Raw genomic sequence first — 14,885 nt, 5'->3', positions numbered from 1 at the left:
AAAGGGAAAAGATTCGCAATGGTACCGTCAGCCGTCCCGCTCCTACAAGGAGGGGGACGGCGCGGTTCATCACAGGCGGGGGCTGACCCATTCGACGACGGCAGCCAGCGCGGTGGCAAGGGCGGGCCCGTCCTCGCCACCACCCTGGGCGAGGTCCGGGCGTCCGCCGCCCTTGCCCCCGATCTGACCGGCGATATGGGACAACAGTTCCCCGGCCTTGACCTTGCCCATTGCGCTGCCGTTCACACCCGCGACCAGGGCGGCCTTGCCGTCCTGGGCACCGGCCAGCACGATCACCGCGTCGCCCAGCTGCTGCTTCAGGCGGTCCATGGCGTCACGCAGGGCCTTGGCGTCGAAGCCTTCCAGGCGCGCCGCCAGCACCTTCACACCGGCAACCTCGACGGCCTGGCCGGACAGGTCGGCGGTGGCGCCAGCGGCAACCTTGGCCTTCACGGACTCCAGCTCGCGTTCCAGCTGCTTCTGGCGCTGGCCAAGGGCGCGGATCTTCTCGACCACGTCGGCAGCGCTGCCGCCGAGCAGGTCGGCGGCCTCGGCCAAGCGGGCCTCTTCGGCATCCACGTAGTCCAGGGCACCCTGGCCGGTGACGGCCTCGATGCGGCGCACGCCAGCGGAGACGCCGCCCTCGGAGGTGATCTTGAACAGGCCGATGTCGCCGGTACGGTTGACGTGGGTACCGCCGCACAGCTCGGTGGAGTAGTCACCCATCTTCAGCACGCGCACGTGCTCACCGTACTTCTCGCCGAACAGGGCCATCGCGCCGAAGTCCAGCGCTTCCTGCATGCCCATGTTGTGCACTTCGGCAGCGTTGTTGGCACGCACCTGCTGGTTGACCTTGCGCTCGATCACGGCCAGCTCTTCCGCGCTGATCGGCTGGAAGTGCGAGAAGTCGAAGCGCAGGCGATCCGGCGCCACCATCGAGCCCTTCTGCTGCACGTGGGTACCCAGCACTTCGCGCAGGGCGGCATGCAGCAGGTGGGTGGCGGAGTGGTTGAGGATGGTGGCGCCACGGCGCTCGCCATCGACCTGGCCGGACAGCACGTCACCAACCTTCAGGCCGCCTTCGGACAGGATGCCGACGTGGCCATGGAACTGACCTGCGAACTTCTGGGTGTCTTCCACCGCCAGGCGCACGCCGTTGCCGGTCAGCACGCCGGTGTCGCCGACCTGGCCGCCGGACTCGGCGTAGAACGGGGTCTGGTTGGTAATCACGATGACCGCATCGCCGGCATTGGCCGACTGCACCGGACGGCCGTCCTTGAGCACGGCCAGCACGGTCAGGCCGTCGGCCTGCAGGCGGTCGTAGCCGAGGAAGCGGGTCGGGCTGAGGGTCGCCACCAGCTCGGCCGGCAGGGTCACGCCACCGCCGAACTTGCCTGCCGCGCGCGCGGTTTCGCGCTGCTGCTCCATCGCCGCATCGAAGCCAGCGATGTCGACGGTCAGGTCGCGCTCGCGGGCGATGTCCTGGGTCAGGTCGAGCGGGAAGCCATAGGTGTCGTACAGGCGGAACGCGTCAACGCCGGGGATCACGCCATTGCTGGCCTTGCCGGCAACGTCTTCGAAGATCTTCATGCCGGCGTCGAGGGTTTCAGCGAAACGCTCTTCCTCGGCCTGCAGCGCACGGGTGACGGTATCGGCCGCCGCGGGCAGTTCCGGATAGGCCTCGCCCATCTGCTCGACCAGGGTCGGCACCAGCTTGCTGAAGAACGGCTGGCGCACACCCAGCATCCAGCCGTGGCGCAGGGCGCGGCGGATGATACGGCGCAGCACGTAGCCGCGGCCTTCGTTGGACGGCAGCACGCCGTCGACGATCAGGAACGAGCAGGCACGGATGTGATCGGCGATCACCCGCAGCGACTTGTTCTCCAGATCGGCGGTGCCGGTCAGTTCGGACGCCTTGCGGATCAGCGCCTGGAACAGGTCGATCTCGTAATTGGTGTGCACGTGCTGCAGGATCGCCGCCAGGCGCTCCAGGCCCATGCCGGTATCCACGCACGGTGCCGGCAGCGGCACCAGGGTGCCGTCGGGCTGGCGATCGAACTGCATGAACACCAGGTTCCAGATTTCGATGAAGCGGTCGCCGTCTTCATCCGGGGAACCCGGGGGGCCACCGGCGATGTGGTCGCCGTGGTCGTAGAAGATCTCGGTGCACGGGCCGCACGGGCCGGTATCGGCCATCTGCCAGAAATTGTCCGAGGCAAACGGCGCACCCTTGTTGTCACCGATGCGCACGATGCGCTCTTCCGGGATGCCGACCATGTCGCGCCACAGCGCATACGCTTCGTCGTCGGTCTGGTAGACGGTGACCAGCAGGCGTTCGGCCGGCAGTTTCCAGACCTGGGTCAGCAGCTCCCATGCCCAGGCGATCGCGTCCTTCTTGAAGTAGTCGCCAAAGGACCAGTTGCCCAGCATTTCGAAGAAAGTATGGTGACGTGCGGTGTAGCCGACCTGGTCAAGGTCGTTGTGCTTGCCGCCGGCGCGCAGGCAGCGCTGGACGTCGGCCGCGCGCACGTAGCTGCGCTTCTCCGCGCCAAGGAACACGTCCTTGAACTGCACCATGCCGGAATTGGTGAACAGCAGGGTCGGATCATTGCCCGGCACCAGCGGCGCCGACGGCACGATGGTGTGGCCTTTGCCCTTGAAGAATTCAAGGAAGTCGCTGCGGATCTGGGAAGTCGTGAATTTGGCGGATGCGTTCATTGGGGGCTGGCAGTCGGCGGGCCGGCGGACCCGGACCACCGGCCGCAATGGCCAGGGTCGCGCGGGACCGCCGAAAACCTAAAGGGTATCAGGCCCGGCGCCGCCAGTCTCAGTCATCCGGGTCGTAGCGGGTCGCGCGGCGGATACTGTCACCGTCGAAGCCCCGTCGGGCCAGCAGGTCCGCAGCCTTGCGACGCTGCGCCAGGTCCTGCGGGCCGGTTTCGCCGAAGCGGCGGCGGACCAGGTCGCGGGCGTTCTCCTGCCAGTCGCCTTCATAGCTGTCCATCGCCGCGGCGATCGCCTCGCTGTCCAGGCCATGGGTGCCGAGCTCGGCGCGCACGTGGATCGGCCCGTAGCCGGTATTGGCACGCATCCGCACCAGGTTCTCGGCAAAGCGGGCGTCATCCTGCCAGCCCGCCTCGGTCAGCTTGGCAACAGCAGCCTGCGCGGCCTCATCCTCGATGCCACGGGCGGTCAGCTTGCGGGTCAGCTCTTTGCGCGAGTGTTCGCGGCGGACCAGCAGGCCCAGCGCCCGTTGTACCGGGGTCTGCTCACGCGGCCGGCGCTTGCGGCCGGTGGGAATGTCTTCGGCGTCGGACATCGGTGCTCCAGGGGTGGCGCCATCCGTGGCGCCCTGCCCGTCCATGGGCGATTCGAACCTGCGGAGCAGGGCGACGTCACTGACGGCGCCACCCTGCCCCACAGCAAGCCTTATTCGTCGTCGCCTTCGTCATCGCCTTCTTCGCGGGCAGCTTCAGACGGCTGGAACTTCTCGCGCAGCTCGGCTTCGAGCTTGGCGGCGACGGTCGGGTTGTCGCGCAGGTAGCCACGGGCATTGTCCTTGCCCTGGCCGATACGCTCTTCGCCGTAGCTGTACCAGGCGCCGGCCTTCTCGACCAGCTTGGCATCCACGCCCATGTCGATCAGTTCGCCTTCGCGGCTGATGCCTTCGCCGTACAGGATCTCGGTGATGACCTGCTTGAACGGCGGCGCCAGCTTGTTCTTGACGACCTTGATCTTGGTCTGGTTGCCGATGATCTCGTCGCCCTTCTTGATCGCGCCGATACGGCGGATATCCAGGCGCACCGAGGCATAGAACTTCAACGCGTTGCCGCCGGTGGTCACTTCCGGGCTCTGGCCCGGCATCATCACGCCGATCTTCATGCGCAGCTGGTTGATGAAGACCACCAGGGTGTTGGAGCGCTTGATGTTGCCGGTCAGCTTGCGCAGCGCCTGGCTCATCAGGCGGGCCTGCAGACCCGGCAGCTGGTCGCCCATCTCGCCTTCGATTTCGGCCTTCGGGGTCAGCGCGGCAACCGAGTCGACCACCAGGATGTCCACCGAGCCCGAACGGACCAGCATGTCGGCGATTTCCAGCGCCTGCTCGCCGGTGTCCGGCTGCGACAGCAGCAGGTCGTCCACGTTGACGCCCAGCTTGGCGGCGTAGATCGGATCCAGCGCATGCTCGGCGTCGATGAAGGCTGCGGTGCCGCCCAGCTTCTGGCACTCGGCGATGGCCTGCAGGGTCAAGGTGGTCTTGCCCGACGACTCCGGACCATAGATCTCAACGACACGGCCCTTCGGCAGACCACCAATGCCGAGCGCGATGTCGAGCATCAGCGAACCGGTCGGGATGGCTTCGACGGGTTCGACCACACGGTCGCCCATGCGCATCACCGAGCCCTTGCCGAACTGCTTTTCGATCTGGCCCAGAGCTGCAGCGAGGGCGCGCTTCTTGTTCTCGTCCATCGGATTGGTCCTTGCAGAGGTCGTGTCGTTGGAGGTGCTGTCTTTGGGGGTCTTCTTTGCCATGGGCTCACTTTAAGTCGGACGTATCGCACAGGCTGAGATTCTGCCCGGCGCTCTGAAAAGAATTATCGGACATCCGTACCAACCTCAGTGGAACCAGAGAATCGCCACAAAAGACCGCGGGGTAATGCGCTATGGAACAGGTCAACGGTTGGGCCGCAGCAGGCCGCAATAGAGGCCTTCGATCGAGAAGTCCTGGTCCGGCAGCACCTCGATCGGCTTGTAGTCGGGGTTGCGTGGCAGCAGGCGGATACGGTCCTTGGCGATCTTCAGCAGCTTGACGGTGATCTCGTCATCGATGCGGGCCACTACGATCTGCCCGGAATGGGCGTCGCGGGTGCGATGCACGCCGATCAGGTCACCGTCGAAGATGCCCTCGTCGATCATCGAATCGCCCTGCACCTTGAGCAGGTAATCCGGCGCCGGCGAGAAGAACACCCGGTCCAGCACCACGAAATCATCCGAGCCGATGTCCGCACCGATCGGCAGGCCCGCTGCGACCCGGCCGAGCACCGGCAGGCGCAGGACGTTGTCGGGCAGGCCCGGCTCGGCCAGCTTCTCCAGTGGTGGCGCCTGCACCAGGCGGATGCCACGGGCCTGGCCCGGAATGCGACGGATCGCACCGGCCTGCTCCAGGGCTTCCAGGTGGTACTGGGCCGCGCGCACGCCCTTGAAGCCGAATGCACGCGCGATTTCAGTCTGCGACGGCGGTGCGCCTTCGCTCTCGATACGCTCGGCGATCAACTGCAGGATCGCCTGCTGGGTGTCGGTCAGGTCCATGATTAGTAGTATTACTACTAACTAGCGGGACTGCAAGTGCCGTGGGCGACACGGCGGCATCTGTGGTGCCGAGCCATGCTCGGCGATCGTCGCCGGGCTTGGCCCGGCTGGCAGAGGCAGAAGCAAAGGCGAGAGCAAAAGCAGCCGACCAGCGGTCGGCTCTACAGGAATCGCTGGGCGATTCCGCGGTTCCCGTTGGGAACCGCTGCGGCAAGCACACTATGTGTGCTTGCCGCTTCTCCAGATCGAAAACAGGATCCAGACGCCGCAGAAGCCGGCGCCGATGAAGCCGCACACGCCCAGCGCCAGCAGCCAGCGGCTGGAGACGCCACCTACACTGTGCATCACGATGGATGAGCCGATGATCAGAGCGGCGGTAACGATGCCCATCACCAGCCGGTTGGCGGCGCGGTTGACCTGTTCGCCGAAGCCCTGCAACGCTGTGGTTTCCACCTTCAGCTGCAGGCGCCCACGGCGCGCGGCCTGGACCAGCTTGCGCAGGTCGCGCGGCAGTTCACCGGCGAAATCGACCAGGCCCAGCAGGCTGCGCCGGCCACGCTTGAGCAGCGCCTTGGGCGCATAACGCTGCAGCACCACCCGCTCCAGGAACGGGCGCGCGGCGCTGGCCATGTCGAAATCCGGGTCCAACTGCCGGCCCATGCCTTCCAGGGTCAGGAACGCCTTGATCATCAGCGCCAGATCGGCCGGCAGGGTCAGGCTGTAGCTGCGCAGCAACTGGGTGATGTCGCCCAGCATCAGGCCGATGCGCAGGTCCTTCAACGGCACGCCCCGGTACTGGTCGACGAACTGGCTGATGTCGTGCTGCAGCCGGTTTTCGTCCACTTCCACGCCGCCGGCCCAGTCCAGCAGCACGTCGGCCACGCCCTGCGGGTCCTGCTCGACCAGCCCGTGCAGCAGCTGCGCGACCTGGAAACGACGCACTTCCGACAGCGCACCGACCATGCCGAAATCGATCACGCCGATGCGGCCGTCGCGCAGGTAGATGATGTTTCCCGGATGCGGATCGGCGTGGAAGCTGCCGTCCTCCAACACCATCTTCAGCACGATGTCAGCACCACGCCGCGCCAGTTCGCGCCGATCCAGCCCCGCCGCATCGACGCCGGCCAGGTCGCGGCCGGGAATGCCATCAACGAAGTCCTGCACGTTCAGGCTTTCACAGGTCCACTGCCAGTGCACGCTGGGGATCAGGATGTCGTCGCGTCCTTTGAAGTTGCGCGCGATGCGTTCGGCGTTGCGGCACTCGGCGGCGAAATCCAGCTCGCGGCGCAATGAAACGGTGAACTGCTGCACGACCTCGGCCGGACGATAGCGGCGCAGGTCCGGCAGGCGGGCTTCAACGATCTCGGCAAGGCGGGCAAGCAGACGCAGATCGGCCTCGACCACATCGCGGATGCCGGGGCGACGCACCTTCAGCACCACCTCCCGGCCGTCCTGCAGTCGCGCGCGATGGGCTTGCGCCAGCGAAGCCGCAGCCATGGGCGTTTCATCAAGGAAGGCGAACACCTCCTGCGGCGACGCACCGAGGTCGGACTCGAGCTGCTCGCGGATTTCCGCGTACGGCAACGCCGGCACTGCGTTCTGCAGTTCGGACAGCTCGGCGATCCATTCCGGCGGCAGCAGGTCGACGCGCGTCGCCAGCACCTGGCCAAGCTTGACGAAGGTCGGGCCGAGATCCTGCATTGCGCTGCGCACGCGCACCGGTGCGGTCATCCGCAGCAGTTCCTGGCGCTCTTCGTTCCAGTGCAGCAGGCGCCCTGCCCGTTCCAGCACCGTGGCCAGGCCGATGCGCCGCACCACGTCGCCGAAGCCATAGCGGATCAGGACGACGGCGATTTCCTGCAGTCGGCCCAGGTCACGGACCGTGCCCAGCGTTTCCCACATCATGCGTGCTCCGGACGATTACCGGAGCAGCATGTCACAGCTGGGCGTCGATACCGCGCAATGCCGCGGCCACGGTTTGCCGGCGGATGGCTTCGCGGTCGCCATCGAACTGGAACAATTCGGCGCGGGCGTAACCACCACGGCGCTTCCAGCCGATCCAGACGCTGCCGACCGGCTTGTCAGGGCTGCCGCCACCAGGGCCAGCGATACCGGTCACCGCCACGGCAATGCCGGCGCCAGAGTTGACCAGCGCACCGGACACCATCTCCAGCACGGTTTCGCGGCTGACCGCACCAAACTGCTCCAGCGTCTGCGCGCGCACGCCGAGCAGGCGCTGCTTGGCCTCGTAGCTGTAGACCACCATGCCGCAGTCGAAGAACGCCGAGGAACCGGCGATGTCGGTCATGCACTTGGCGATCCAGCCGCCACTGCAGCTTTCAGCGGTCACCAGCTGCAGCGAGGCCTGCTGCAGGCGCTGCCCGAGCGCGGCGGACTGGGCATTGAGTTCAGCGTCGGTGGGAATGGACATCGGCATGACGGTGGGGTGAAGAACCTGCACGTTGTACCGCAGATGACAGCCGGATGTCGCGGGCCACCGCAATGACAGCAGCCGGGCCTAGCCCGGCGCTACCTCACCACTCCGGCAGTTTCTCCGGCAGCAGCGCCCTGATCGGCGCGCCGTCGACACTGGCGGCCAGCTTTTCGGCTTCGGCGATCGGCAGGTCGACCTGCAGCAGCCAGCCGTCTTCATCGGCCTGCTCGCTGCGAATCACTTCCAGCTGGTGCAGGCGCGCACGCAGGCGGCCGGCATCCGGCGGCAGGCGCAGCTCACCGGTCACGTGCTGCAGGCCCAGGCGCTTGCCCAGCACGCTCTGCAGCAGCTCCAGGCCCTGCCCATCGCGTGCGGAAATCCACACCCGCTCGCGGCGCGACTCGTCCGGGATACCGTCCTGGCCATCGTGGCGGACGTCGGCGCCCTCGATCCGGTCGATCTTGTTGAACACCAGCAACTGCGGCAGGTCACCGGCACCGACTGCGGTCAGCACCTCGTCCACCTGGGCGATGCGCTCCTCGCGGTGCGGATCGGCGGCGTCAACCACGTGCAGCAGGAAGTCGGCCTCGCGCGCCTCGGACAAGGTCGAGCGGAACGCGGCGACCAGGTCATGCGGCAGGTCGCGGACGAAGCCGACGGTGTCGGCCAGCACCACGTTGCCGCCCGGCACCGCGATGCGGCGCACGGTCGGGTCCAGCGTGGCAAACAGCTGGTCGGCGGCATAAGCCTCGGCGCCGGTCATGGCGTTGAACAGCGTCGACTTGCCGGCGTTGGTGTAGCCGACCAGGGCCACGCGCGGCAGCTCGCTGCGCACGCGCGCACGGCGCATCTGGGTGCGCTGCACCTCGACCTTTTCCAGCCGCTTCTGCAGCTGCTCGACCCGCTTCTGCAACAGGCGGCGGTCGGTTTCCAGCTGGGTTTCACCCGGACCACGCAGGCCGATCGAACCGCCGCGCTGGCGCTCCAGATGGGTCCAGCCGCGCACCAGCCGCGTGGCCAGGTGACGCAGCTGCGCCAGCTCGACCTGCAGCTTGCCTTCGTGGCTGTGCGCACGCTGGGCGAAGATGTCCAGGATCAGGCCGGTACGGTCGATCACCCGGCGCTCGAGGAAGCGTTCCAGGTTGCGCTCCTGGCCCGGGCTCAACGCATGGTTGACCAGGATCAGGTCGGCACCGCTGGCATCGGCCGCAGCCTTGATCTCGTCCAGCTTGCCGCTGCCGATCAGGGTCGACGGATTCGGACGATCCAGGCGCGCGGTGATCGTCGCGGCGATGCTGGCCCCAGCCGAGCGGGCCAGATCACCGAATTCTTCCAGCACATCGTCTTCCAGCTTGCCGAAATGGGGCTGGATCAACAGGGCGTGTTCGCCCTTCTTCGAGCGGTCAAACATTCACCGCTCCGGTATTACTCGTCTGCTTCATCACCTGCCTGACCACCTTCACCCGACTGCACGTAACCACCGCCCGGACCGACCTTCACGTTGCGTGCTGGAACGACCGTGGAAATGGCGTGCTTGTAGACCATCTGACTGACCGTGTTGCGCAGCAGGACCACGAACTGGTCGAACGACTCGATCGTGCCCTGCAGCTTGATGCCGTTCACCAGGTACACCGAAACCGGCACGCGTTCGCGCCGCAGTGCGTTCAAGAAAGGATCCTGCAGCGATTGCCCCTTGGACATTGCACACTCCTGATTATTGTTCTTATTGGGTTGCCGACGATTGCCACGGCCCCCGAGCCGCCCGCCGACCGATGATGTTACACGGCTGGCGGGGGTTCAGCGTGCGACGAAGGTCGACACCGCGCCGGCCAGGCGCTCTTGGTCGATATGGGGGTCGAACCAGCGCGCATCAAGCTCGCCGCGCAGCCAGGTCAGCTGGCGCTTGGCCAGCTGGCGCGTGGCGAAGATCGCCTTGTCACGGAAGCGGGCGGCATCGCCCTCCCCGTCCAGGTACTCCCAGGCCTGCCGATAGCCGACCGCGCGCACCGCCGGCAGGTCCAGTGGCGCCTCCACGGCGGCCATTTCCGGCATCGCGCGCAATGCCCGCACCTCATCCAGAAAGCCCTGCGCCAGCATGGCGTCGAAGCGCGCCTCGATACGCTGGTGCAGCACCGCGCGATCATGCGGCGCCAGGATCAGCTTGAGGGTGCGCACCGGCAACGGCGCTACGCCCGGCCGACGCTGCCATTCAGTGATGGGCGTGCCGGTCAGGCGATAGACCTCCAGTGCGCGCTGGATACGTTGCGGGTCGGTCGCGTGGATACGCGTAGCGGCGGCGGGGTCGATCTGTGCCAGTTCAGCATGCAGCGCCGCCCAACCACGTTCGGCGGCTTCGGCAGCCAGTGCCGCACGCATGGCCGGGTCGGCTTCGGGCATCGGCGAGAGGCCCTGCAGCAGGGCGCGGAAATAAAGGCCCGTGCCACCGGCCAGGATCGGCATTTTGCCGCGCGCCACGATGTCGACCACGACGCGACTGGCATCGGCCGCGAACTCGGCCGCCGAATAGGTCTGCCAGGGATCGCGCAGGTCCAGCAGGTGGTGGGGTGCCTGTGCGCGCTCAGCCGCGTCGGGCTTGGCCGAGCCGATGTCCAGGTGGCGATAGACCAGTGCCGAATCGACGCTCACGATCTCGCCATCCAGCTGCCGGGCCAGGGCGATCGCAGTCGCGGTCTTGCCACTGGCGGTCGGTCCCATCACGGCGATCGCCAGCGGCCGCTGGTCGATCCCCATCAGTCTTCGTCCGGCCAGCGGATCGTCGGCGTGGCGTCGGCGCGCGGCGTCGGTACGGCCTGCACTGCCTGCCAGATCTTCAGTGCGTCGACCGTGGCGGCCACGTCATGCACGCGCACGATGCGCGCGCCACGCTGGACCGCAATCAGGTGCGCGGCTACCGACGCCGCCACCCGTTCGGAGGGCGTATCGCGGCCGGTGAGTTCTCCCAGGCTGCGCTTGCGCGACAGGCCAGCCAGCATCGGCACACCCAGTTCCAGGAAGCGCTCCGAACGCGCCAGCAGGGTCATGTTGTGGGCAGTGGTCTTGCCGAAGCCGAAACCGAGGTCGATCAGCAGGTTCTTCTTTGCGATGCCGGCCATTTCCGCGGCGAACAGGCGCTGCACCAGGAAGCCATGCACCTCGCCGACCACGTCGTCGTAGTGCGGATCGGCCTGCATGTGGCCCGGCTCGCCCTGCATGTGCATCAGCACCACCGGCACGCCTGCCTCGGCAGCCGCGTCCAACGCACCTTCCTGGCGCAGGCCAAAGATGTCGTTGATCATGCCGGCGCCGGCGGCCACTGCCGCCCGCATCACCTCGGGCTTGAAGGTGTCGATGCTGATCGGCACCTGGGTTCGGGCGGCCAACTGCTCGATCACCGGGATCACGCGGCGCAGTTCTTCTTCAATCGAGACCGGAGCGGCGCCCGGGCGCGTGGATTCGCCGCCGATGTCGAGCAGGTCAGCGCCCTCCTCGACCAGCCTCAGGCCATGCGAGACCGCCGCTTCGGTGGTGTCGTGTGCGCCGCCATCGGAGAACGAGTCCGGGGTGACGTTGACGATGCCCATGACCCGGGCACGGTCGAGGCGCAGGATGCGGCCGGCGCAATCGAGCTGGGGCGAGGTATCGAACATGGGCAATCCTGCAGGGACAACGGCGGGTAGTTTAGTTCGGCAGGGCGGCGCCCTGCACCCGCAGAGGCCAGAGCGACAGCAACAGCCGGAGCAACAGCGGGTTTACTGAGGGATGGCGGGGTGGATCCGGTTGCGGGGGCCGCTGCAAGTACGTCCATGTAAGCTCGGTCGCCGCATCCATGCGGCTCACGCCCCCGCAACCGGATCCACCCCGCCTTCGACAGATTTCCGCGATCTGTTGGAGCAGCTCTTGGCGTCAGATCCGTTTTCCTGCGGAAAACGGATCTGACCCCCTTGTACATCGATATCTGACAGATGTGTCGACCAAGGTCGACACCTACCAACAGCTGCCGGAATCTGTCAGAGGTGGGGCGGTGTGGGTTGGCAGGACCGTTGGCGCCATGGATGGCGCCATCGAGCCCCCAGGGACGGGTTTACGGCGTGTCCTGCCAACCCACACCGCCCCACCATCCCCAGAAACCTGATGCTGCTGTTGCTGTTGCTCCGGCTCGTAGCAGGTGCAGGGCGCAGCCCTGCCGATACCCCTCAACGACGGCGGCGCTTGCGGTCCACGTACAGGGTCTTGGCAATGCTCAGCACGATGCCGACACCGATACCCACCACACAGCCCAGCAACAGGTTGTCGGCACCCAGGCCTACACCCACGCCGACCACGGTGGCGATGACCATTTCGACAGTGTGGGAAATCGGTTCGGGCTTCGGGGTGGACATGCGGGCTCCAGCGTCAGATCGGGTCTTCGGGATGGGCCAGTGGGGCCCGGAAACGACGAAGCCGGGTTGCCCCGGCCTCGTCTGGTGTTACCTGCAGCGGGCCGTCAGTGCGATTCGGCCGGGCCTGCGATCGGCGGCAGCGGACGGGCGTCGCCGCCCTTGTCGTTGCCGCCGTCCTTGTTCGACTTGTTCCAGCCGGCCGGCGGCGGCGGATCGCGGCCTTCCATGATGGCGTCGATCTGCGGCGCGTCGATGGTCTCGTACTGCAGCAGCAGCTGGGACATCGCGTGCAGCTTGTCCAGGTTGGCCGTCATCAGCTCGGTGGTGCGTGCGTAAGCCTCGTCGAGGATGTTGCGCACTTCCTCGTCAATGCGGCGCGCGGTGTCGTTGGACACGCTCTTGTGCTGGGTGACCGAACGGCCCAGGAACACCTCGTCGTCCTCCTCGCCATAGGCGATCGGGCCGAGCTGGTCGGACAGGCCCCACTTGGTGACCATGTTGCGAGCCATCTTGGTGGCGCGCTCGATGTCGTTGGAGGCGCCGGTGGTGACCTTGTCGGCACCGAAGATCAGCTCCTCGGCCACGCGGCCACCGTACAGCGAGCACAGCTGCGACTTGATCGCCACGCGGTTCATCGAGTACTTGTCGCCTTCCGGCAGGTACATGGTCACACCCAGCGCACGGCCGCGCGGGATGATGGTGACCTTGTAGACCGGGTCATGCTCGGGCACCAGGCGGCCGACGATGGCATGACCGGCTTCGTGGTAGGCGGTGAGGGTCTTCTCTTCTTCGCTCATGGCCATCGAGCGGCGCTCGGCACCCATCAGGATCTTGTCGCGGGCACGGTCGAAGTGGTCCATGCGGACTTCCTTCTCGTTGCCACGCGCGGCGAACAGGGCGGCCTCGTTGCAGAGGTTGGCCAGGTCGGCGCCGGAGAAGCCCGGGGTACCACGCGCGATCACCATCGGCTCGACATCGTCGGCCAGCGGCAGCTTGCGCATGTGCACCTTCAGGATGTGCTCGCGGCCCTTCACGTCCGGCAGGCCGACCACCACCTGGCGGTCGAAACGGCCGGGACGCAGCAGCGCCGGGTCCAGCACGTCCGGACGGTTGGTCGCGGCGATCACGATCACGCCTTCGCCGCCTTCAAAACCGTCCATCTCGACCAGCAGCTGGTTCAGGGTCTGCTCGCGCTCGTCATGACCGCCGCCAAGGCCGGCGCCACGGTGACGGCCGACAGCGTCGATTTCGTCGATGAAGATGATGCATGGCGCGTGCTTCTTGGCCTGCTCGAACATGTCGCGCACGCGGCTGGCGCCGACGCCGACGAACATTTCCACGAAGTCCGAACCGGAGATCGAGAAGAACGGCACCTTGGCTTCGCCGGCGATGGCCTTGGCAAGCAGCGTCTTGCCGGTACCCGGCGGGCCCACCATCAGCACGCCGCGCGGAATCTTGCCGCCCAGCTTGGTGAACTTGGACGGGTCGCGCAGGAAGTCGACCAGCTCGCCCACTTCTTCCTTGGCCTCGTCGCAGCCAGCGACGTCGGCGAAGGTGACCTTGATCTGGTCCTCGCCCTGCAGCTTGGCGCGCGACTTGCCGAAGGACATCGCGCCCTTGGCGCCGCCGCCACCGCCCTGCATCTGGCGCATGATGAACAGCCAGAAGCCGATGATCAGGATGACCGGCAGGAAATTCATCAGGATCGCGCCGAGGGAGATGCCACTGGACGGCTCTTCCTGCACGATTTCCACGTTCTTGGTACGCAGCACGTTGATCAGGTCACGATCGAACGGTGCGGTGATGGTGGCCGACTGGCCGCCGCGGGTGGTGTAGGTGAGCTGGCTGGTGCCGCCGCGCATGTCGCCGCCGAAGGCGACCTTCTGCACGTTGCCGCTGTCCACCTGGTCCAGGAACTGCGAATACGACGCGCCCTGCGCCCCGGCCCCGGAGGTCTTGGGCGAGAAGCTCTGGAAGACCACCATCAGCACGACGGCGACGACCACCCATAGCAGGAGGTTCTTGGTCAAGTCGTTCATCCTCATTGGCTCCGGTGTTCCTCTCAGTGCTGGCGTTGCGTTGGGGTCGAACTTGCGTACGTTGCGAGCTTACTTCATGTGGGCGCGTTTTCCCTGACCCAAGGCATACACCTCGGGGGAGCGCTTGCGCGACGCTTCCGGCTTGCGGATGGAGACCTTGTCGTACCGGCGGCGCATGTCACGCACGTAGTCGTCAAAGCCTTCACCCTGGAACAGCTTGATCAGGAACGCCCCACCGGTCTTCAGGTGGTTGTCGGCAAAATCCAGGGCCAGCTCCGCCAGGTGCATCATCCGCGGCTGGTCGACCGCGCCTACACCACTCTTATTGGGGGCCATGTCCGACAGCACAAGGTCTACCGGCTGATCCCCGAGCATGGCTTCAAACTGCGATAGAACGGTTTCTTCCCTGAAGTCACCATGAAGGAACTCCACGCCGGCCAGCGGCGGCATGTCCAGGATGTCCAATGCCAGGACGCGGCCGGTGTCGCCGATCTGTCTCCGAACCTGCTGAGACCAGCCGCCCGGGGCTGCGCCGAGGTCGACCACCACCATGTGCGGCTTCAGCAACCGGTCACGTTCCAGCAGCTCTTCGAGCTTGTAGGCGGCGCGTGAGCGCATGCCTTCGGCCTGGGCCTTCTTCACGAAGGGGTCGGAGAAGTGTTCCTTGAGCCAGCGCTGGCTGCTTTTGCTGCGGGTAGCCATTGAAAATAGGGGCTGATGGGGTCC

The 14,885-nt window shown here is 66.4% G+C and carries 13 protein-coding genes; all 13 read right to left on the bottom strand.

The genetic code is table 11. From position 1 onward, the window contains the following. Positions 1-69: 69 nt before the first annotated feature. On the bottom strand, positions 70-2,718 hold the full coding sequence (gene alaS / locus SMAL_RS07610) for an alanine--tRNA ligase (RefSeq protein WP_012510668.1): 2,649 nt from the start codon (positions 2,716-2,718) through the stop codon (positions 70-72). 109 nt (positions 2,719-2,827) lie between these two features. Continuing rightward, positions 2,828-3,319 carry a recombination regulator RecX gene (gene recX / locus SMAL_RS07605; RefSeq protein ID WP_012510667.1) on the bottom strand — a complete coding sequence of 164 codons (492 nt, stop codon included), beginning with the start codon at positions 3,317-3,319 and terminating at the stop codon, positions 2,828-2,830. Positions 3,320-3,429: 110 nt separating this feature from the next. Next, positions 3,430-4,467, bottom strand: a complete 1,038-nt coding sequence (recA, locus tag SMAL_RS07600; RefSeq protein WP_012510666.1) for a recombinase RecA — start codon at positions 4,465-4,467, stop codon at positions 3,430-3,432. 204 nt (positions 4,468-4,671) lie between these two features. Continuing rightward, a complete protein-coding gene (gene lexA, locus SMAL_RS07595) occupies positions 4,672-5,307 on the bottom strand; it encodes a transcriptional repressor LexA (protein WP_012510665.1) in 636 nt (211 codons plus the stop codon). Between the two features lie 219 nt (positions 5,308-5,526). Next, on the bottom strand, positions 5,527-7,209 hold the full coding sequence (ubiB, locus tag SMAL_RS07590; protein ID WP_041864637.1) for a 2-polyprenylphenol 6-hydroxylase: 1,683 nt from the start codon (positions 7,207-7,209) through the stop codon (positions 5,527-5,529). Between the two features lie 34 nt (positions 7,210-7,243). Beyond that, positions 7,244-7,738, bottom strand: a complete 495-nt coding sequence (locus SMAL_RS07585) for a CinA family protein (protein WP_010484249.1) — start codon at positions 7,736-7,738, stop codon at positions 7,244-7,246. Positions 7,739-7,841: 103 nt separating this feature from the next. Further along, entirely contained in the window at positions 7,842-9,152 is a 1,311-nt protein-coding gene (hflX, locus tag SMAL_RS07580) for a ribosome rescue GTPase HflX (RefSeq protein ID WP_012510662.1), read from the bottom strand. A gap of 14 nt (positions 9,153-9,166) precedes the next feature. Further along, positions 9,167-9,442, bottom strand: a complete 276-nt coding sequence (gene hfq / locus SMAL_RS07575) for an RNA chaperone Hfq (protein ID WP_004152891.1) — start codon at positions 9,440-9,442, stop codon at positions 9,167-9,169. Between the two features lie 96 nt (positions 9,443-9,538). Further along, entirely contained in the window at positions 9,539-10,492 is a 954-nt protein-coding gene (miaA, locus tag SMAL_RS07570) for a tRNA (adenosine(37)-N6)-dimethylallyltransferase MiaA (RefSeq protein WP_012510661.1), read from the bottom strand. Beyond that, on the bottom strand, positions 10,492-11,388 hold the full coding sequence (folP, locus tag SMAL_RS07565) for a dihydropteroate synthase (protein WP_012510660.1): 897 nt from the start codon (positions 11,386-11,388) through the stop codon (positions 10,492-10,494). Before folP ends, miaA begins: the two co-directional genes overlap by 1 nt. A 546-nt stretch (positions 11,389-11,934) precedes the next feature. Then, entirely contained in the window at positions 11,935-12,120 is a 186-nt protein-coding gene (locus SMAL_RS07560; protein WP_004152872.1) for a hypothetical protein, read from the bottom strand. Between the two features lie 104 nt (positions 12,121-12,224). Then, on the bottom strand, positions 12,225-14,159 hold the full coding sequence (ftsH, locus tag SMAL_RS07555; RefSeq protein WP_004152871.1) for an ATP-dependent zinc metalloprotease FtsH: 1,935 nt from the start codon (positions 14,157-14,159) through the stop codon (positions 12,225-12,227). 69 nt (positions 14,160-14,228) lie between these two features. After that, positions 14,229-14,861, bottom strand: a complete 633-nt coding sequence (gene rlmE, locus SMAL_RS07550) for a 23S rRNA (uridine(2552)-2'-O)-methyltransferase RlmE (protein WP_004152870.1) — start codon at positions 14,859-14,861, stop codon at positions 14,229-14,231. Between the last annotated feature and the right edge of the window lie 24 nt (positions 14,862-14,885).

It is taken from the genome of Stenotrophomonas maltophilia R551-3, assembly GCF_000020665.1.
Classification (GTDB): domain Bacteria; phylum Pseudomonadota; class Gammaproteobacteria; order Xanthomonadales; family Xanthomonadaceae; genus Stenotrophomonas; species Stenotrophomonas maltophilia_L.
Note: the sequence above shows the minus strand (reverse complement) of the source record. Positions and strands in the feature narration are given on the sequence as shown.

Bases quoted from the DNA above. Each gene is read 5' to 3' on its own strand.
- alaS (WP_012510668.1), bottom strand. From the start codon at position 2,718: ATGAACGCATCCGCCAAATTCACGACTTCCCAGATCCGCAGCGACTTC.
- lexA (WP_012510665.1), bottom strand. From the start codon at position 5,307: ATGGACCTGACCGACACCCAGCAGGCGATCCTGCAGTTGATCGCCGAG.
- hfq (WP_004152891.1), bottom strand. From the start codon at position 9,442: ATGTCCAAGGGGCAATCGCTGCAGGATCCTTTCTTGAACGCACTGCGG.
- recA (WP_012510666.1), bottom strand. From the start codon at position 4,467: ATGGACGAGAACAAGAAGCGCGCCCTCGCTGCAGCTCTGGGCCAGATC.
- SMAL_RS07585 (WP_010484249.1), bottom strand. From the start codon at position 7,738: ATGTCCATTCCCACCGACGCTGAACTCAATGCCCAGTCCGCCGCGCTC.
- recX (WP_012510667.1), bottom strand. From the start codon at position 3,319: ATGTCCGACGCCGAAGACATTCCCACCGGCCGCAAGCGCCGGCCGCGT.
- SMAL_RS07560 (WP_004152872.1), bottom strand. From the start codon at position 12,120: ATGTCCACCCCGAAGCCCGAACCGATTTCCCACACTGTCGAAATGGTC.
- ubiB (WP_041864637.1), bottom strand. From the start codon at position 7,209: ATGTGGGAAACGCTGGGCACGGTCCGTGACCTGGGCCGACTGCAGGAA.
- ftsH (WP_004152871.1), bottom strand. From the start codon at position 14,159: ATGAACGACTTGACCAAGAACCTCCTGCTATGGGTGGTCGTCGCCGTC.
- rlmE (WP_004152870.1), bottom strand. From the start codon at position 14,861: ATGGCTACCCGCAGCAAAAGCAGCCAGCGCTGGCTCAAGGAACACTTC.
- miaA (WP_012510661.1), bottom strand. From the start codon at position 10,492: ATGGGGATCGACCAGCGGCCGCTGGCGATCGCCGTGATGGGACCGACC.
- folP (WP_012510660.1), bottom strand. From the start codon at position 11,388: ATGTTCGATACCTCGCCCCAGCTCGATTGCGCCGGCCGCATCCTGCGC.
- hflX (WP_012510662.1), bottom strand. From the start codon at position 9,152: ATGTTTGACCGCTCGAAGAAGGGCGAACACGCCCTGTTGATCCAGCCC.